At 72.2% G+C, this 17,247-nt stretch carries 17 protein-coding genes; 12 read left to right on the top strand and 5 right to left on the bottom strand.

What is annotated here, in order from left to right; translation table 11 throughout:
* Window positions 1-79: 79 nt before the first annotated feature.
* Entirely contained in the window at window positions 80-955 is an 876-nt protein-coding gene (locus ACYVLJ_RS13310) for an SGNH/GDSL hydrolase family protein (protein ID WP_460438843.1), read from the top strand.
* Here ACYVLJ_RS13310 and ACYVLJ_RS13305 read toward each other — a convergent pair.
* The 3 genes from ACYVLJ_RS13305 to ACYVLJ_RS13295 all read right to left on the bottom strand — a co-directional run bounded on the left by ACYVLJ_RS13305 (window position 927) and on the right by ACYVLJ_RS13295 (window position 3,658).
* Window positions 927-1,655, bottom strand: coding sequence for a metallophosphoesterase family protein (locus ACYVLJ_RS13305; RefSeq protein ID WP_460438842.1), 729 nt, complete (start codon window positions 1,653-1,655; stop codon window positions 927-929). The genes ACYVLJ_RS13310 and ACYVLJ_RS13305 overlap by 29 nt on opposite strands.
* A 61-nt stretch (window positions 1,656-1,716) precedes the next feature.
* The gene (locus ACYVLJ_RS13300; RefSeq protein ID WP_451975321.1) at window positions 1,717-2,928 is read right to left on the bottom strand and encodes a cytochrome P450; all 1,212 of its coding nucleotides are present in this window, start codon (window positions 2,926-2,928) and stop codon (window positions 1,717-1,719) included.
* A gap of 34 nt (window positions 2,929-2,962) precedes the next feature.
* Window positions 2,963-3,658 carry a TetR/AcrR family transcriptional regulator gene (locus ACYVLJ_RS13295; protein WP_451975324.1) on the bottom strand — a complete coding sequence of 232 codons (696 nt, stop codon included), beginning with the start codon at window positions 3,656-3,658 and terminating at the stop codon, window positions 2,963-2,965.
* A gap of 140 nt (window positions 3,659-3,798) precedes the next feature.
* Between ACYVLJ_RS13295 and ACYVLJ_RS13290 the strand changes: the two genes are divergently transcribed.
* The 10 genes from ACYVLJ_RS13290 (at window position 3,799) to ACYVLJ_RS13245 (ending at window position 14,954) form a co-directional block, all read left to right on the top strand.
* Window positions 3,799-5,172 (top strand): replication-associated recombination protein A, encoded by a 1,374-nt coding sequence (locus ACYVLJ_RS13290; protein ID WP_451975327.1) that lies wholly within the window; start codon window positions 3,799-3,801, stop codon window positions 5,170-5,172.
* A 97-nt stretch (window positions 5,173-5,269) separates the two neighbouring features.
* The gene (locus ACYVLJ_RS13285; RefSeq protein WP_451975329.1) at window positions 5,270-5,647 is read left to right on the top strand and encodes a VOC family protein; all 378 of its coding nucleotides are present in this window, start codon (window positions 5,270-5,272) and stop codon (window positions 5,645-5,647) included.
* 26 nt (window positions 5,648-5,673) lie between these two features.
* On the top strand, window positions 5,674-6,519 hold the full coding sequence (locus ACYVLJ_RS13280) for an NAD(P)-dependent oxidoreductase (RefSeq protein WP_460438841.1): 846 nt from the start codon (window positions 5,674-5,676) through the stop codon (window positions 6,517-6,519).
* Between the two features lie 244 nt (window positions 6,520-6,763).
* A complete protein-coding gene (locus ACYVLJ_RS13275; RefSeq protein ID WP_451975335.1) occupies window positions 6,764-7,150 on the top strand; it encodes a DUF948 domain-containing protein in 387 nt (128 codons plus the stop codon).
* The gene (locus ACYVLJ_RS13270; RefSeq protein WP_257927329.1) at window positions 7,147-7,452 is read left to right on the top strand and encodes a hypothetical protein; all 306 of its coding nucleotides are present in this window, start codon (window positions 7,147-7,149) and stop codon (window positions 7,450-7,452) included. Before ACYVLJ_RS13275 ends, ACYVLJ_RS13270 begins: the two co-directional genes overlap by 4 nt.
* Window positions 7,453-7,526: 74 nt before the next feature.
* On the top strand, window positions 7,527-10,187 hold the full coding sequence (gene alaS / locus ACYVLJ_RS13265; protein WP_460438840.1) for an alanine--tRNA ligase: 2,661 nt from the start codon (window positions 7,527-7,529) through the stop codon (window positions 10,185-10,187).
* Window positions 10,180-10,680 (top strand): Holliday junction resolvase RuvX, encoded by a 501-nt coding sequence (ruvX, locus tag ACYVLJ_RS13260; protein ID WP_460439131.1) that lies wholly within the window; start codon window positions 10,180-10,182, stop codon window positions 10,678-10,680. Before alaS ends, ruvX begins: the two co-directional genes overlap by 8 nt.
* Window positions 10,677-12,803 (top strand): endolytic transglycosylase MltG, encoded by a 2,127-nt coding sequence (mltG, locus tag ACYVLJ_RS13255; protein ID WP_460438839.1) that lies wholly within the window; start codon window positions 10,677-10,679, stop codon window positions 12,801-12,803. Before ruvX ends, mltG begins: the two co-directional genes overlap by 4 nt.
* A gap of 16 nt (window positions 12,804-12,819) precedes the next feature.
* On the top strand, window positions 12,820-13,647 hold the full coding sequence (locus tag ACYVLJ_RS13250; RefSeq protein WP_460439130.1) for a shikimate dehydrogenase: 828 nt from the start codon (window positions 12,820-12,822) through the stop codon (window positions 13,645-13,647).
* A 59-nt stretch (window positions 13,648-13,706) separates the two neighbouring features.
* Window positions 13,707-14,954 carry a GrpB family protein gene (locus ACYVLJ_RS13245; protein ID WP_460438838.1) on the top strand — a complete coding sequence of 416 codons (1,248 nt, stop codon included), beginning with the start codon at window positions 13,707-13,709 and terminating at the stop codon, window positions 14,952-14,954.
* Here ACYVLJ_RS13245 and ACYVLJ_RS13240 read toward each other — a convergent pair.
* Both ACYVLJ_RS13240 and ACYVLJ_RS13235 read right to left on the bottom strand, forming a co-directional pair.
* The gene (locus ACYVLJ_RS13240; protein ID WP_460438837.1) at window positions 14,941-15,600 is read right to left on the bottom strand and encodes a TetR family transcriptional regulator; all 660 of its coding nucleotides are present in this window, start codon (window positions 15,598-15,600) and stop codon (window positions 14,941-14,943) included. The genes ACYVLJ_RS13245 and ACYVLJ_RS13240 overlap by 14 nt on opposite strands.
* 25 nt (window positions 15,601-15,625) lie before the next feature.
* Window positions 15,626-16,045 (bottom strand): hypothetical protein, encoded by a 420-nt coding sequence (locus ACYVLJ_RS13235; RefSeq protein WP_460438836.1) that lies wholly within the window; start codon window positions 16,043-16,045, stop codon window positions 15,626-15,628.
* Window positions 16,046-16,142: 97 nt separating this feature from the next.
* Here ACYVLJ_RS13235 and ACYVLJ_RS13230 point away from each other — a divergent pair, with 97 nt between their 5' ends.
* Window positions 16,143-17,075, top strand: a complete 933-nt coding sequence (locus tag ACYVLJ_RS13230) for a D-2-hydroxyacid dehydrogenase family protein (protein WP_460438835.1) — start codon at window positions 16,143-16,145, stop codon at window positions 17,073-17,075.
* Window positions 17,076-17,247 lie beyond the last annotated feature (172 nt).

The raw sequence follows: 17,247 nt of genomic DNA, 5'->3' as shown, positions 1-17,247 counted from the left end.
GTGTGGTGAGCGTCAAGAATTAGGCGCGCTGTCGCGGGCGTGTTACCTCGTCCTCACCGGGGGTGAGTTTGCGTGGCCGATGGTCATGGGCGTGACCGTGATCAGCGTCGAAGTCACCCCCTTCCCCGAACCGTCGCAACCCTCGCGGCCCTCGCCGGCGCCGCGGCCCGCGCTCGCGGCCGTGCCGTCGCCCAGGCAGGCGCGGAGCCTCGTCGTGCTCGGTGACTCCACCGCCGTCGGGCTCGGTGATCCGCTGCCCCGGCGTGGTGGGTGGCGAGGTGTCGGCCCGCTCGTCGCGGCCGCGCTCGGGGTCGGGGCCGGTGGCTACCTCAACCCGTCCTTCACCGGCGCGCGGATGCGCTGCGTGCTCACCGACCAGGTGCCCGCGGCCGTCGCGCACCGGCCCGACGTGGCGCTGCTGGTGGCCGGCATGAACGACACCCTGCGCCCCGACTTCGACGCGGCCCGCATCGCCGCCGACCTCACCGAAGTCGTCCACCGGCTGCGCGAAACCGGCACCACGGTGATCCCGGTCCGGTTCCACGACCACAGCAAGGTGTTCCGGCTGCCGCCGTCGCTGAAGCGTGCCCTCAGCGCCCGCGTCGCCGAGCTGAACGCGGCCATCGACGAGGTCGTCGCCCGCGAAGGCGTGCCCTGCCTCGACCTCGACACCCTCCCCGGCGCCTACGACCTGACGTCGTGGAGCGTCGACCGGCTGCACCCTTCGGAGCTCGGGCACCGCATGCTCGCGGAGGGCTTCACGGCCCTGCTCGCCGAAGCCGGCTTCGACGTGCCGGAGCCGGTGAGCCTCACCTGCAGCGGCGGGGTCGAGCCGAGCGCCGCCGGCCACGTGGGGTGGCTGGTGCTCAAGGGCATCCCGTGGCTGTGGCGCCGCGGCCGCGAGTTCCTGCCCTACGCCGCGGTCATCATGTGGAACTCGTTCCGCGCCCGCTGAACACGCGCAGCGCCTCCGCGTCCGACGCCGGGGCGCGGACGAAGAAGTCCACCCACTCCTCGATACCGGGATAGCCCGACCGCGCGGTCAGCTCCCGGCACGCGGCTTCGACGTCGTAGGCCGTCCGCCGCAGCTCGACGCCGTCGCCGAGCAACGCCCAGTGCGCACCCCGGGCGCCGTAAGGCATCCCGACGCTGCCGGGGTTGACGACCAGCCGGCGGTCGGCGAGGCGGGTGAACGGCATGTGCGTGTGCCCGCACGCGACCACCGGCTCGGTGACGCCGTCGAGGACTTCCGCCCAGCGCTCGAGCGGGCTGTCGACGAGCACGATTTCCGTGTCGTCGCGCGGGGTCGCGTGGCAGTACAGCACGCCGTCGAGCGACACCGTCAGCGGCAGCGCGTCCAGGACCGGCAGGTCCGCGGGACGTAGCTGCCGCGCCGCCCACGGGAAGATCGGGTCCGGCACGAACTTCCCGGTCCCGCGCGCCGACGCCGCCAGCTCGCGGTCGGCGTTGCCGCGCACCCAGACCGCCCGGGAGCCCAGCGAAAGGAGCCGATCCAGGGTCTGCACCGGCATCGGGCCGGCCAGCATGTCGCCGAGCAGCACGATCTTCTCCGCGGCGACGACGTCCGGCTCGGCCAGCACCGCCTCCAGCGCCGGGAGCACGCCGTGGATGTCCGCCAGCACTGCCACCTTCATCGCCCCACCTTGGGACACGGCAACGCCCCGGGCGAGGGATTTCGCCCAGGGCGCACCCGGTTCACGCCGTGGTGAGCGGCAGCTCCCGCACGCCCGTCATGTTCGGGTTCACCTGGAACTTCGGCGGCTCACCCGGGATCGTGCGCAGCGCCGGGTAGCGGTCGAACAGGGTGTTCAGCGCCACCCGGCCTTCGAGCCGCGCGAGCGGCGCCCCGATGCAGAAGTGGATCCCGCGGCCGAACGCGAGGTGCGGGTTGGGGTCGCGCCGCGGGTCGAACGCGTCCGGCTCGGCGAACACCCGCTCGTCGCGGTTGGCGGCCGCGACCCAGACCATCAGCATCCGGTCCGGGGGCACGGTCGTGCCGCCGAGCTCGACCTCGCGCGTGGTCGCGCGGGCGACCGCCGCGAACGGCGACAGGTATCGCAGCGACTCCTCGATCGCCGGCGGCACGAGCGAGCGGTCGGCGCGCACGCGCTCGTCCCACTCCGGGTGGGTGTCCAGGCACAGCACCGCGTTGCCCAGCAGCATCGTGGTGGTGATGTGCCCGGCCAGGAGCAGGACGTTCGCGAAGTTGACGACCTCGTACTTCGTCAGCTTCTCGCCGTCGACCTCGGCTTCGACGAGCTTGGTCAGCAGGTCCTCGCGGGGCCGCCCCCGCCGCTCCTCGACGTGCACGGCGAGGTAGTCGGTGAGCGCTTTCTGGCCCTCGAGGGACTTCTTCACGTTTTCCTGCTGCTTCTCGCTCTGCTCCTTCAGCGAGAACTGCTCGGCCGAGTCGAACATCTTGTCCACCCAGCCCTTGAACAGGTGCCGGTCGCTCGCGGGGACCCCCAGGAGCTCCGCGATCACGATCACCGGCAGCGGGTAGGCCAGGTCGGCGACCAGCTCCAGCCGGCCGTCGCCGCCCGCCGCGTCGAGCAGCTCGTTCGTCACCGCGGCGATGCGCGGCTCGAGGTCCGCGACGACCTTCGGCGTGAACGCGCGGCTGACGAGCTTGCGCATCTTGTGGTGCAGCGGCGGGTCCAGCTGCAGCAGGTTGCCCGCCGACATCTCTTCGAGGTCGGCCTCCGGCATCATCTCCTTCGGCACCAGCCGGGTGGTGTCCGAGGAGAACGTCGCCGGGTCGCGGAGGACCTCTTCGGCCTCCGGGTGGCCGTAGACGTTCCAGAAGCCGAGCTCGGGCGCGTGCGAGACCCGCTCCGCCGGCTGCTTCCCCCGCAGCCAGAACTGGGATTCGTGCAGTCCCCAGGCGTCCGCTTGTGTGGTGGTCATTTCCGCCCCTTCTTTCCCCTGTGCGGCCCCGGGATCAGCCGGGGCCCTTGGCGGGATCGTGTGCGTAGATCCCTTTCCGGTAGCCCGAAACGAGCTCCTCGAGCGCCGATCCGAGCTCCGCCGCCACCTCCGCGACCGCCGCGGGGTCGGGCTCACCGGGCGGCTCGAACGCGGTGCGGATCAGGTGGGCGAGCACGGCCGCCTTCTCGTCGACGGGAATGCCCTCGAACTCGTCGGAAAGCGTGTCGCCCAGGTAGAAGCCGAGGGTCGCGGCGTTGAGCGCGTAGGTGAGGTTCGGCACGTCCGACCGGATCAGCCCGTGCCGCAGCATCGCTTCCTCGAACTGCGTGCGCAGCTCGTCCTGCTGCTTGCGCAGGGCGAGGTCGCCGAGCGAGCCGAACATGTCGGCGTTGCCGCGCAGCATCGCCATCACCAGCGGCCGCCGGTGGGTGACGAGGAACGACGCCGAGATCATCCGGTGCGGCAGGATCTCCGCCGGGTCGGCCTTGATCCCGGCCAGGACCTCGTCGGTGAGGTCCGCCGACTCGCGCATCATCAGCGCCTGGAACAGCAGCTCCTTGGTGCGCCAGTGCAGGTAGACGGTGCCCTTGCCGATACCGACCGCGCGCGCGACGTCGTCGACCGCCACCTTCCGGTAGCCCATGCGCAGCAGCAGCTCGCCCGCCGCGTCCAGGATGCGGTCCGCGCGCTCGCGGTTCGGATGACTCATGCGTTTCCACCTGCGGTTCCGGTAAGGTTTGACGTGTTGACCGGATTTGCGCTTTCGGTCAACCAGTCACCGCGACGGTAGCGCCGTTCGCGGGACCGGGGCAAGGGGTTCTGTCGGTGCCTTCCGTTAACGTCATGGTCGTGGCACAGGACGAGCTCTTCACCGTGAACGTCGACGTGGCGCCCCCGCCGGAGCCCACCACGTCGAACGCGAGCGAAACCCAGGCGGACCCGGCCAGCTCCCCGCTGGCCGTGCGGATGCGGCCGCGCGCGCTCGACGAGGTCGTCGGCCAGCAGCACCTGCTGCGCGAAGGCGCCCCGCTGCGGCGGCTGGTCGAAGGCGCCGCGCCGGCGTCGGTGCTGCTCTACGGCCCGCCCGGCACGGGCAAGACGACGCTGGCCAACCTGGTCTCGATCGCCACCGGCCGCCGGTTCGTCGCGATGTCGGCGCTCTCCGCGGGCGTCAAGGAGGTGCGCGGCGTCATCGAGGAAGCGCGGCGCCGGCGGCAGTACAACGCCGAGAACACCGTGCTGTTCATCGACGAGGTGCACCGGTTCTCCAAGACCCAGCAGGACGCCCTGCTCGGCGCGGTCGAGGACCGCACGGTGCTGCTGGTCGCGGCGACCACCGAGAACCCGTCGTTCTCGGTGGTCTCCCCGCTGCTGTCGCGGTCGCTGGTGCTGCAGCTGCGCCCGCTGACCGACGAAGACATCACCGAGCTGATCGAGCGCGCGCTGGCCGACGAGCGCGGTCTCGGCGGCGAGCTGACGCTCACCGAGGACGCGCGCGCCCACCTGGTCCGGCTCGCGGGTGGCGACGCGCGCCGCGCGCTCACGGCGCTGGAGGCGGCGGCGGACGCGGCGTCGGCCACCGAGGCGAAGACGATCGACCTGGCCATCGTCGAGTCCACTGTGGACAAGGCGGCGGTGCGCTACGACCGCGACGGCGACCAGCACTACGACGTCATCAGCGCGTTCATCAAGTCGATCCGCGGGTCCGATGTGGACGCCGCGCTGCACTACCTGGCGCGGATGATCGAAGCGGGGGAGGACCCGCGGTTCCTGGCGCGCCGGCTGGTCGTGCACGCCAGCGAGGACGTCGGGCTCGCGGACCCGACGGCCCTGCAGGCGGCGGTCGCGGCCGCGCACGCGGTGCAGTTCATCGGCATGCCGGAAGGCCGGCTGGCGCTCGCCCAGGCGACGATCCACCTGGCCACCGCGCCGAAGTCGAACGCGGTGGTCACGAGCATCGACGCGGCGCTGGCCGACGTCCGCGCCGGGCTGGCGGGCGCGGTGCCGCCGCCGCTGCGCGACGGGCACTACGCGGGGGCGAAGAAGCTCGGCAACGCGCAGGGCTACCGGTACCCGCACAACGTCCCGGAAGGCGTGCTGGCCCAGCAGTACCCGCCGGACGAGCTCGTCGGCCGCGACTACTACGAGCCCACGCAACGCGGCGCCGAGCGCACGCTCGCCGAGCGCGTCCCGAAGCTGCGCCGCACGATCCGCGGGCAGTGACAAGATCGGGGCGCGCCCGCCAAGATCATCGGGTTTCGTAAACTTCTCGCTCCCAGGGAGCCGGTGATGGTTCCCGGTGACGGCAGGAGGCGTATCCGTGCCCGCGACGCTGCAGTGCATCGTCCTGGACTGTCCGGAACCGGCGGTGCTCGCCCGCTTCTACCAGGCCCTGCTCGGCGGCGAGGTGGACCGGCCCGACCCGCGCTGGCGCGTCGACTGGGACTGGTCCACGCTGCACGTGAACGGGCTGGTCCTCGGGTTCCAGCGGGCCCCGGACCACCGGCCGCCGCACTGGCCGGACCCGGCGTTCCCGCAGCAGTTCCACCTCGACTTCGAGGTCGACGACTTCCGCGAGTCGCACCAGGTCGTCCTGCAGAACGGCGGCCGGCTGCTCGACCCCGACCTCGGCGGGCGCGGCTGGCGCGTCTACGCCGACCCGGCCGGTCACCCGTTCTGCTTGCTCGGCGATTACTGACCGCGGTTTGCGGGCACGCTGGGACCATGAGCATCGCGTTTCTCGGAACCGGAATCATGGGCGCCCCGATGGCGGCCAACATCGCGAAGGCGGGCCTGGACGTCCGGGTCTGGAACCGGACCCGCGCCAAAGCCGAGCCCCTGGCGGACGTCGCGACGGTCGCGGACTCGGCCGCGGAAGCGGCCGACGGCGCGGACGTCCTGGTGACGATGCTCGCGGACGGCCCTGCCGTGGCGGAAGCGTTCGAAGCCGCTTCGCCCGCTTCGGGCACGTTGTGGCTGCAGATGAGCACGGTCGGCCTCGACTGGACCGACCGCCTCGCCGCGGCCGCCGAGAAGGCGGGCGCGGTGTTCGTCGACGCACCCGTGCTCGGCACCCGCCAGCCCGCCGAACAGGCGCAGCTCCAGGTGCTCGCGTCCGGCCCGGAGGAAGCCCGCCCGAAGGCCACGCCGGTGTTCGACGCGGTCGCCGTCAAGACGCAGTGGCTCGGCCCGGCCGGGCAGGGCAGCCGCTTGAAGCTCGTGCTGAACGCGTGGGTGCTGGCGCTGACCAACGGCACGGCGGAAAGCCTCGGCCTCGCCCGCGCGCTGGGCATCGACCCCGCGTTGTTCCTGGAGACGATCAAGGGCGGCGGCCTCGACGTCGGCTACGCGCACGTCAAGGGCGGCGCGATGCTGTCCGGCGAGTTCCCGGCGGCGTTCCCGGCCGGCCTGGCGGCGAAGGACGCGCGCCTGGTGGTGGCGGCCGCGGGCGACGACGTCGACGTGGCGGGCGCCCGTGCGGCGCTGGCCCACCTGGAGGCGGCGGTCGAAGCGGGCCACGGCGACGAGGACATGGCGGTGCTCTACCGCGCGGTGCTGAAGGAGCGTTAGACGAGCGGCCCGCCCGGCGCGGCGAACCGGTCTTCGCGGGACCGGCGCGGGACGCCCGGCCCGGCCCGCCCGGTCCGGAAAGGACCCGCCGGCCGGGTCCGTCGTCGTGTCCCACCGCCCGGGTGCACCGCCCCGGCGTGGCCGGGAGCGAGCTGTTTCCCACCCCGCGCGGGGTGACACGGTCGGGGACCCGGCCAGGCGGTAACCTCACCAGCACCCAAGACCGCTTATCCGAGGAGGGCCCGTGTCGGCAGGGCAGATCGCCGCGCTGATCGCCGCAGGAGCATTCGTCGTGCTGGTCGTGCTGCTGGCGGTCGTGCTGCGCAAGCTCGGCAAGACGCTGGACGCGGCCACCGAGGCGATCGAGCGCACGAACAACAACACCGACCCGCTGCTGATCGGCGCGAACGAGACGATCACCCACGTCAACACCCAGCTGGAGCGGGTCGACGGGATCACCTCGAACGCCCAGGCCGTCACCGGGAACGTCTCCGCGCTGACGTCGGTGTTCACCGCGACGCTGGGCGGCCCGCTGGTCAAGACCGCGGCCCTGTCCTACGGGATCAGCAAGGCGATCCGCGCGCGCAAGAAGAAGAGCGCCGCGAAGGCGGCGAAGAAGGCGGGCAAATGAAGCGGCTGTTCTGGCTCGGCGTCGGGGTCGTCGCCGGGGTCGCGCTGTCCCGCAAGGCCGCCGAAACGGCTCGTCAGGCCACCCCGGCCGGGTTAGCATCGAACCTGGGGGACGCCGTGCGCGAGCTGGCGGGTGCCGTGGGTTCGTTCGGCGCCGAGGTGCGCGCGGGCATGAACGAGCGGGAGCAGGAGTTGCACGACATGGTCGAGGAGCGGACGGGCGTGACCGCGCCCCGCGCCGAGGGGCGGCACGCGGCTGCCGCGCGGCGCCCGGTCCGGCGAGCTCGCCGGGCGGAGGGCTGATCCGGGCCTGCCCGGAACCCCTTCCGCCGTCGACGCCGACCTGTTCCGAACCACCCCGCTACGAGGACTGACCCGTGGACACACACGAAATCACCGACCGTTTCCTGCGCCATTTCGAGGGCAAGGGCCACACGCGCGTGCCCAGCGCGCCGCTGATCCTCGACGACCCGAACCTGCTGTTCGTCAACGCCGGCATGGTGCAGTTCAAGCCGTACTTCCTCGGTGAGGCGCCGCCGCCGTACCCGCGCGCGACCTCCGTGCAGAAGTGCGTGCGCACCCCGGACATCGACGAGGTCGGCAAGACCACCCGGCACAACACGTTCTTCCAGATGGCCGGCAACTTCTCCTTCGGCGACTACTTCAAGGAAGGCGCCATCGAGTACGCCTGGGAGCTGATCACCAAGCCCCAGAGCGAAGGCGGCTACGGCCTCGACCCGGACCGCCTGTGGGCGACCGTCTACGAGGACGACGCCGAGGCGGCCGGGCTGTGGCGCAAGCTCACCGGCCTGCCCGGCGAGCGCATCCAGGCCCGCGACATGGTCGACAACTTCTGGTCGATGGGCATCCCCGGCCCGTGCGGCCCGTGCTCGGAGATCTACTACGACCGCGGCCCGGAGTACGGCCGCGAGGGCGGTCCGGTCGTCGACGAGGACCGCTACATCGAGATCTGGAACCTGGTGTTCATGCAGAACATCCGGGGCGAGGGCAGCGGCAAGAAGGACTTCCCGATCCTCGGTGAGCTGCCCGCGAAGAACATCGACACCGGCATGGGCGTCGAGCGCGTCGCGACGATCCTGCAGGGCGTCGAGAACGTCTACGAGACGGACCTCGTCCGCCCGGTCATCGGCCGCGCCGAGGAGTTCTCGGGCCGCCGCTACGGCAGCAACCACGCCGACGACGTCCGTTTCCGCGTCATCGCCGACCACGCGCGCACCGGCGTGCTGCTGATCGGCGACGGCGTGACCCCGGGCAACGACGGCCGCGGCTACGTGCTGCGCCGGCTGCTGCGCCGCATCGTCCGCTCCACGCGCCTGCTGGGCGTGCACGAGCCGGTGCTGCAGGAGTTCGCGAAGGTCGTCCGCGACACCATGGGCCCGACCTACCCGGAGCTGGTCGACGGCTTCGACCGGATCAGCGAGGTCGTCCGGATCGAGGAGGAGGCCTTCCTCTCGACGCTGACCAGCGGTTCGCGCATCTTCGACCTCGCGGCCGAGGAGACCAAGCGCGGCGGCGGCGACGTGCTGGCCGGCGACAAGGCGTTCCAGCTGCACGACACCTACGGCTTCCCGATCGACCTGACCCTGGAGATGGCGGCCGAGCAGGGCCTGTCCGTCGACGAAGAGGGCTTCCGCACGCTCATGAACGAGCAGCGGACCCGCGCGAAGGCGGACGCGGCGGCCCGCAAGACCGGCCACGGCGACCTCTCGGAGTACCGGAAGGTCCTGGAGCAGCACGGCGAGACCGAGTTCCTCGGCTACACCGACCTGCAGGCCGAGGCGAAGGTCGTCGCGCTGCTCGAAGACGGGCAGCCGGTGCGCAGCGTCTCTGCGGGCAAGAAGGCGGAGCTGGTGCTCGACCGGACGCCGTTCTACGCCGAGAGCGGTGGCCAGGTCGCCGACACCGGCGTGCTGCTCGGCGACGGCGTCGAGCTGAAGGTCCTGGACGTCCAGAAGATCGTCCCGGGGCTGTACGTGCACCGCGTCGAGGTCACCGAGGGCGAGGTCGGCCTCGACTCGAAGCTCACCGGCTCGGTCGACGCGCACCGCCGGCTGTCCATCGAGCGCTCGCACTCCGCGACGCACCTGGTGCACGCGGCCGTCCGCGGCGCGTACGGCAAGCGCGCGGCGCAGGCGGGTTCGCTCAACTCGCCGGGTCGCATGCGGTTCGACTTCACCACGCCCGGCTCGGTGTCGGCGGACGTGCTGACCGAGGTCGAGCAGGAGGTCAACGACTACCTGCAGACCGACGTCGAGGTGCAGAGCTACACCACGACCAAGGACAAGGCCCTCGAGCTGGGCGCGGTCGCGCTGTTCGGCGAGAAGTACGGCAACGACGTCCGCGTGGTCGACATGGGCGAGTACTCCCGCGAGCTGTGCGGTGGTACGCACGTCGAGCGGATCGGTCAGCTCGGCCTGGTCAAGCTGGTCTCCGACGCGTCGATCGGCTCGGGCGTGCACCGCGTCGAGGCGCTCGTCGGCGGCGACGCGCTGAAGTACGTCCGCAAGGAGCAGTTGCTGGTCTCGCAGCTGGCGAACACCTTCAAGGTGCCGTCGGACCAGCTGCCCGGCCGCATCGAGGACGTCCTGACCCGGTTGAAGAACGCCGAGAAGGAGATCGAGCAGCTGAAGACCCAGCAGGTGCTGGGCTCGGCGGGCGCGCTGGTCGACAAGGCCCAGGACGTCGGCGGCGTCACGGTCGTCGCCGAGGTGGTCCCGGACGTCGACGGCAACGGCCTGCGCGCGCTGGCGTCGGACATCCGCGGCCGCCTCGGCTCGCGGCCCGGCGTCGTGGCGCTGTTCTCGCCGGCCGGCGAGAAGCTGAGCTTCGTCGTCGCGACGACGAAGGCGGCGCAGGACAAGGGCATCGCCGCGGGCAAGCTCGTCCCGTCGTTCGCCGGGAAGATCGGCGGGCGGGGCGGCGGCAAGCCGGACATGGCCCAGGGCGGCGGCACGAACCCGGCCGGCGCGGCGGAGGCGGTCACCGCCCTGCGGTCGGCGATTGCCGGCATTGGTTAACCGCGGAAACCGCGGTCCGGATCGTCCCGGTGCGGGCGATCCCGGCCGCGGCCGGCGGCTCGGCGTCGATGTCGGATCCGTCCGGGTCGGGGTGGCGCTGAGCGATCCGGCCCCCCTGCTCGCTTCGCCATTGGTTACCCTCTCCCGCGATGCGAACGACGACAGCGATCTGGACCGGCTCGCGGCCCTCGTCACCGAACACGAGGTGGTCGAGGTGATCGTGGGCTTGCCGAGGACCCTCGCCAACCGCCAGGGACCGGCGGCCGAGGTTGCCATCGCGTACGCTGAGAACCTGGCCGGGCGCGTCGCGCCCGTGCCGGTCCGGCTGGGCGACGAGCGGCTGACCACGGTCACCGCATCCCGCATCCTCTCCCAGCGCGGGGTCAAGGGCCGCAAGCAACGCGCGGTGGTCGACCAGGCCGCCGCCGTCGAGATCCTGCAGGCCTGGATCGACGCCGCCGCAGCGCACCGCGCCCGGGAGGGAGACCGATGAACGAGCAGCCACCTGAGCCCCAGCGCGGGCGCAGGCGACTCCGCGAACCGGGGCCGGCCACACCGCCGTCCCGGCCCGCACCCCGTCGCGCGGACCCGCGCGACCCCCACGCCAGCGGGTACCAGGAGCTTCCGCAGCCGTCGCGCCGGGCCCGGCCCGCCGAGCCGGGCTACGACCCGCGCCGTGACGCGCCGCCGTCCGGCCGCCGTCGCCGGCTCGAGCCGCCGGGCACGCTGCCGCCGGCCGAGGACGACTTCGACCCGCGGGAAGCCGAACGCTCGGCCCCGGCCCGCGCCCGCCACGGCCTCGACGCCGGCGCCGACGACCCCGCCCCGCGCCGTCGTGCGCCGGACGAGGCCCCGGAGCCCCGGCGGCGTCGCCGCGCCGCCCCGCCGGACGAGGCACCGCGCCGCCCGGGTCCCGAGGCGATGGCGGAACCCCGCCGTCGCCGCCCGACCCCCGAAGAGCGGGCCGAGGCCGACGCGGCCCGCCGCCACCAGGCGATGCTCGACCTGGAGGAGGCGGCCGAAGCCCAGGCCGCCCGCCTCCGCGGCGCTCCGGACGACTCGGCCCGCTTGCGCGCGGTCCCCGACGAGCCCGTCGAGCCGCCGTCCGGCCGCCGTCGCGCACCGGATCCCGACGAGGAGGCGGCGCGCCGCCGCCGGGCCGCCCTCGACCCCGACGAGCCCCCGCGCCGCCGCGCCGCCCCGGAACCGCCCGCCCGGCGGTCCGTCCAGCCGGGTGACCGGTCTGTCGGCGTGCCCGAACCCGGTCAGGAGCCGCCGCGGCGCCGCCGTCCGCCGCCCCCGCCGGCGCGCCAGGACCCGCCCACGGACATCATTCCCGCCCAGGCCCCGCCGGAGCCCGAGCACGAAGAGCCGGAAGGCTTCTTCGCCGAGCAGGACGAGTACGCCGAGTACGAGGACTACGACGAGTACGAAGGCGAATACGAGGACTACGACGACGCCGAGTACGAGGACGAGCCCGAGCCACCGCGCAAGAAGAAGAAGGGCAAGCGCGCCCTCGGCTGGGTCGCCGCGCTCGTGGTGATCGTGCTGCTCGCCGGCGGCGCCTACTACGGCTTCAACAAGATCTTCGGCTACGACGACTTCGAGGGCTCCGGCGACGGGGACGTGCTGGTCCAGGTCGACCAGGGCGACTCGACGTCGGCGATCGGCGCGAAGCTCGCCACGGCGGGCGTCGTCGCGAGCGGCAAGGCGTTCGTCAAGGCCGGTGAGGACAACACGAAGCTGGCCAAGATCCAGGGCGGCTTCTACGTGATGAAGACGCACATGTCCGGGGCCAGCGCGGTCGACCGGATCACCTCGCCCGCCGCGCGCGTCGGGCAGCTGGAGATCCGGCCGTACACGCAGCTCGACGACATCACCCAGCCCGACGGCAAGGTCACGCCCGGCGTGTACAGCCTGATGGCGAAGGCGTCGTGCGCCCAGCTCGACGGCAAGAGCACCTGCGTCACGGCGGACGACCTGCGCAAGGCCGTCGACGCCGCGGACCTGAAGACGCTCGGCGTGCCGGACTGGGCCGTCGACGCCGCGAACAAGGCCGACCGCAAGGACCGCCGGCTGGAAGGCCTGATCGCGCCCGGGCTCTACGACGTCAAGCCGGGTTCGACCGCGCCGGAGATCATCGCGCAGCTGGTGCACTCCTCGACCGAGGCGATCCAGAACGCCGGGCTGAGCCCGCAGTCCACCGGGCCGGGGATGACGCCGTACCAGACGCTGATCATCGCGTCGATCATCGAGCGCGAAGCCGTGAAGGCCGACTTCGGCAAGCTCTCGCGGGTCATCTACAACCGGCTGGCGATCAACATGCGGCTGCAGATGGACTCGACGGTCAACTACGTGCTCGACCGGCCGACCCTGGCGACCAATGACGCCGACCGCAACCGGGCGGGCGCGTACAACACCTACAAGATCCCCGGGCTGACGCCGACGCCGATCTCCGTGCCGAGTCCCGAGGCCATCCAGGCGGCGGTCCACCCGGCGGCGGGGGACTGGGTCTACTTCGTCAAGTGCGAGAAGAACGGCTTGTCCTGCTTCGCGGTCTCGTTCGACGACCACCGGAAGAACGTCGACCTGGCCAAGGCACGCGGTGTCTTCTGAGCCGCGCAAGGCGGCCGTGCTGGGCAAACCGGTCGCGCACTCGCTGTCGCCGGTCCTGCACGGCGCCGCGTTCGCCGCGCTCGGCCTGACCGGCTGGACGTACGACCGGATCGAGACGGGCGCCGAGGAGCTGCCCGGCCTGGTGCGCGGCCTCGGCCCGGAGTGGGCCGGGCTCTCGGTCACCATGCCGGGCAAGCGCGCGGCACTGGACCACGCGGACGAGGTGACGCCGCGGGCGGCCGCGGTCGGCGCGGCCAACACCCTCGTCCGCACGGCCAAGGGCTGGCTGGCGGACTGCACCGACGTCGACGGCGTCACCGGAGCGCTGCGGGCGGCGGGCGGCTACGAGCCGTCGCCGGCCGACACGGCGGTCGTGCTCGGCGCGGGCGGCACCGCGGCGGCGGCCGTCGTCGGGCTCGCGGCACTGGGGGTGCGTCAGGTGCGCTTGGTCGTGCGGGAGCCCGCGAGGGCGGGCGAAACGCTCGACGCGGCGAAGCGCGCTTCGCTCGACGTAGACGTCCTTCGCTGGGCCGAGACGGACTTCGCGGCACTGGCCTCGGCGGCGGTGCTGGTGAACACGGTGCCGCCGGACGCGGTCGCCCCGCATGCCGCCGACCTGGCGGGTGTCGCGCACGTCCTCGACGTCATCTACCACCCGTGGCCGACGCCGCTGGCCGAAGCGGTCGCGGCCCGCGGCGGCCGGCTCGCGACCGGGCTGGACATGCTGCTGCACCAGGCGTTCGGCCAGGCCGAGCACTTCACCGGGCAGCCGGCGCCGCGCGCGGCGATGCGGGACGCGTTGCGCGAAGCGACCGGGAACCTGCTGCCGTTGCCGATTTTTTGAACCCGCTTGCGCCGCGTTGATATTCTGGCCGACTGCCTTGACGAAGGGGGTCGACCGGAATGACCAGCCAAGAAGCGTTGAGCGACGACGAGATCGAGTCGGGCTGGGTGGGCGGCGACGCGCCACAGCTCAACTCGACGGTCCTGCTCGTCGACTACGACCCGGAGTGGCCGGCGCTCTACGAGCGTGAGGCCGAACGGATCCGGGGCGTCCTGGGGGAGCGGGTGCTCGTCCTCGAGCACGTCGGCTCGACGTCGGTGCCGGGGCTGTGTGCCAAGCCCTGCGTCGACGTCCTGCTCGAGGTGCCCGACTCCGACGACGAAGCCGCCTACCTCCCGGCGCTGGAGGCGGCGGGCTACCGGCTCGTGATCCGCGAGCCGGACTGGGAGAAGCACCGCTGCTTCAAGGGCCCGGACACCAACATCAACCTGCACGTCTACTCGCCCGGCAACGGCCAGACGCCGCGCTACCGGCTCTTCCGCGACCGCCTGCGTTCGCACCCGGAAGAGCGCGACCTCTACGCGGCGAAGAAGCGCGAGCTGGCCGCGAAGGAGTGGAAGTACGTCCAGCAGTACGCCGACGCCAAGTCGGCGGTGGTGGAGGAGATCATCGGCCGGGCGCGGGCCGAGCAGTACGACGGCCACAGCGAGGTCTACGCCGAGCACGCCGAAAAGAACGTCACCAACGCCCTCTACGACCGGCCGGCGATCCTCGAGCTGGCCGGCGACGTCTCGGGCCGGCGCGTGCTGGACGTCGGCTGCGCGGCCGGGCACCTGAGCGCGTTGCTGGCCGAGCGGGGCGCGGACGTCCTCGGCGTCGACGCCAGCGCGGGCATGGTGGCGGTGGCCCGCCGGAAGTTCGGCGACGTCGCCCGCTTCGAGCAGGCGGACGTCTCCCGGCCGCTCGACCTGCCGGACGGCTCGATCGACGTCATCACCGCGTCCCTGGTGCTGCACTACGTGAAGGACTGGGCACCGATGCTGGCCGAGTTCCGCCGGGTCCTGGAGCCCGGCGGGGCCCTGGTCTTTTCGGTGCACCACCCGGGCGAGGACTGGCGCTGGTTCGAGAAGGAGAACTACTTCGAGCTGGAGCTGCTGGAGGACGAGTTCCCGCCCGGGCAGCGGGTCCGGTTCTACCGGCGCCCGCTGAGCTGGATGTTCCAGGCGGTGCGTGACGCGGGCTTCGCGGTCGACAGCCTGGTGGAGCCGATGCCCGTGCCCGAAGCGGACGAAGCCGACCCGAAGTGGGCGCGGAACCTGCGGACGAAGCCGCGGTTCCTCTACTTCCGGGCGGTCAGTCCCGCCTAGCGAGGTCCTGGATGAGGTCGACGATCTCCCGGCTGACCGGGCGGAACACCCGGAGCCGGGAGAGCGCGGCCAGCCGGGCGAGCAGCGGGACGCTGCGCTCCACCAGCATCCGGCTGCGCTTCGTGCCGGCCGAGCGGTCGTGGACCCAGAACAGCACCACGCCCATCTGGTAGAGCCACAGCAGTTCGGGCAGCTGCTCGCGCAGCTCCGGGTCGAGCTTGACGTCGGACCCTTCGACGACCTCGCGCATGAGGCCGATCGACGCGTCCCGGGCGGCCGAGGAGTCGTCGCTGAACGGGCTCAGCGGCGACTCCGGGTCGGCCGCGTTGACGAAGAACTGCGTGCCGAAGCGGTGGTAGGGCTCGGCGATGTCGAGCCAGCACAGCAGCACGGTCTTCAGGCGCCCGGCGAAGTCCGGCTCGCCGTCGATCAGGGCGCGCGCCGCGTCGAGGTGCTGCCGGGCGATCTCGTCGTAGAAGCCCTGGATCAGCTGTTCCTTCGACGAGAAGTAGTAGTACGCGTTCCCGACGGACACCCCCGCTTCGGCGGCGATCGCGCGCATCGTCGTGCGGTCGTAGCCGTTCTCGGTGAACAGCCGCATCGCGGTCGTGACGATCAGGGACCGCGTTTCCTCGCTCTTGGCCACGCGCAGCACGTTAGCGCCGGGCACGTCAGGGCGCGGGGAAGGGCGGGGCCTGCGGCATGCCGGGGTAGGGCAGGGGCACCGGCCGCGGCTCGGGCCGCGGGGCCAGGTGCCGGCGCCGGATGCCGTTGAAGACCAGCACGTTGGTCAGGTGCATCGCGCCGAGGATCAGTGCGACGACGCCGATCTTCACCGACAGCAGCTCGAACACCGCCCGCGCGGTGGTCACCTCGGCGTGGCTGGTCAGGAAGAGCGTCACGAAGCCCAGGCTGACCAGGTAGAAGCCGACGACCAGGAGCTGGTTGACGGCGTTGGCGAGGCCGGGGCTGTCGGCGAAGACTTCGGCCAGGAAGGTGCGGCCGTGCTTGCTGAGCGTCCGGGCCACGAGCACCGTCAACGGGATGCTGATCAGCAGGTAGAGGGCGTACGCCACGACTACGCGGTCCATGGTTCCTCCTCGTTTTGAACGTGTTCAAGACGTACCGTAGCCCTCATTTTGAACATGTTCAAGACCGGGTGGTCCGGGTGGCCGCTACGGTGAGGGCATGCGGATCGCGATTCTCGACGACTACCAGGACGTCGCCCTGACCTTCGGCGACTGGGACTCGCTGAAGGCCGACATCACCGTCTTCACCGAGCCCCTCACCGACGTCGTCAAGCAGCTCCAGGGCTTCGACACCGTCGTCGCGATGCGCGAGCGCACCCGGTTCCCGGCCGAGGTGCTCGACCGGCTGCCGGACCTGAAGCTGCTGGTCAGCACCGGCCCGCGCAACGCCGCCATCGACGTCCCGGCCGCGAAGCGCAACGGCGTCGTCGTGTCCAGGACCGGGTACCTCGGCGAGCCGACCGCCGAGCACACCTGGGCGCTCATCCTCGCCGCGTCGCGGAACCTGCCGCAGGAGTTCCGCAACATGCGCGAAGGCCGCTGGCAGACGACCGTCGGGACGATGCTGCACGGCAAGACGCTCGGCCTGCTGGGCCTCGGCCGCCTCGGGGCCGGCGCGGCGAAGATCGGGCAGGCCTTCGGCATGGAGACCATCGCCTGGAGCCAGAACCTGACGCCGGACAAGGCCGAGCCGCACGGCGTCACCGCGGTGTCCAAAGAGGACCTGTTCGCCCGCTCCGACGTGCTCTCGATCCACCTGGTGCTCAGCGGGCGCACGCGCGGCCTGGTCGGCGCGGCCGAGCTGGCGGCGATGAAGCCGACCTCGCTGCTGGTGAACACTTCGCGCGGCCCGGTCGTCGACGAGGCCGCGCTGGTGGACGCGTTGCGGCGCAAGGAGATCGGCGCGGCGGCGCTGGACGTGTACGACGTCGAGCCGTTCCCGGCCGACCATCCACTGAGGACGCTGGACAACGCGGTCCTGACACCCCACCTCGGGTTCGTCGCGCGCGAGACCTACGAGATCTTCTACGGCGACGCCGTCGAGGACATCGCCGCGTTCCAGGCGGGGGAGCCGATCCGGCTCATGGAGTAGCGGGGCGTGCGGCCCGCCGGGGCCCGAGGTCCCCGCACCGGCCCGGCGGCGGGCCCGCACGAGAACCATGACACCACCCGCGGAGCACGCCGGGCAGGGTCCAAAGACCCTGCCGCGGGCGTCCGTTCGGCTGAACGACGGGCCCGCCCGGGTCGTGAGTGAGAAACAGCGT

This window comes from Amycolatopsis stemonae (assembly GCF_054781455.1).
Note: the sequence above shows the minus strand (reverse complement) of the source record. Positions and strands in the feature narration are given on the sequence as shown.

Excerpts from the sequence above, each read along its gene's own strand:
- ACYVLJ_RS13300 (WP_451975321.1), bottom strand. The coding sequence starts at position 2,928 with ATGACCACCACACAAGCGGACGCCTGGGGACTGCACGAATCCCAGTTC.
- ACYVLJ_RS13280 (WP_460438841.1), top strand. The coding sequence starts at position 5,674 with ATGAGCATCGCGTTTCTCGGAACCGGAATCATGGGCGCCCCGATGGCG.
- ACYVLJ_RS13245 (WP_460438838.1), top strand. The coding sequence starts at position 13,707 with ATGACCAGCCAAGAAGCGTTGAGCGACGACGAGATCGAGTCGGGCTGG.
- ACYVLJ_RS13270 (WP_257927329.1), top strand. The coding sequence starts at position 7,147 with ATGAAGCGGCTGTTCTGGCTCGGCGTCGGGGTCGTCGCCGGGGTCGCG.
- ACYVLJ_RS13305 (WP_460438842.1), bottom strand. The coding sequence starts at position 1,655 with ATGAAGGTGGCAGTGCTGGCGGACATCCACGGCGTGCTCCCGGCGCTG.
- ACYVLJ_RS13295 (WP_451975324.1), bottom strand. The coding sequence starts at position 3,658 with ATGAGTCATCCGAACCGCGAGCGCGCGGACCGCATCCTGGACGCGGCG.
- ACYVLJ_RS13230 (WP_460438835.1), top strand. The coding sequence starts at position 16,143 with ATGCGGATCGCGATTCTCGACGACTACCAGGACGTCGCCCTGACCTTC.
- ACYVLJ_RS13310 (WP_460438843.1), top strand. The coding sequence starts at position 80 with ATGGTCATGGGCGTGACCGTGATCAGCGTCGAAGTCACCCCCTTCCCC.
- ACYVLJ_RS13235 (WP_460438836.1), bottom strand. The coding sequence starts at position 16,045 with ATGGACCGCGTAGTCGTGGCGTACGCCCTCTACCTGCTGATCAGCATC.
- mltG (WP_460438839.1), top strand. The coding sequence starts at position 10,677 with ATGAACGAGCAGCCACCTGAGCCCCAGCGCGGGCGCAGGCGACTCCGC.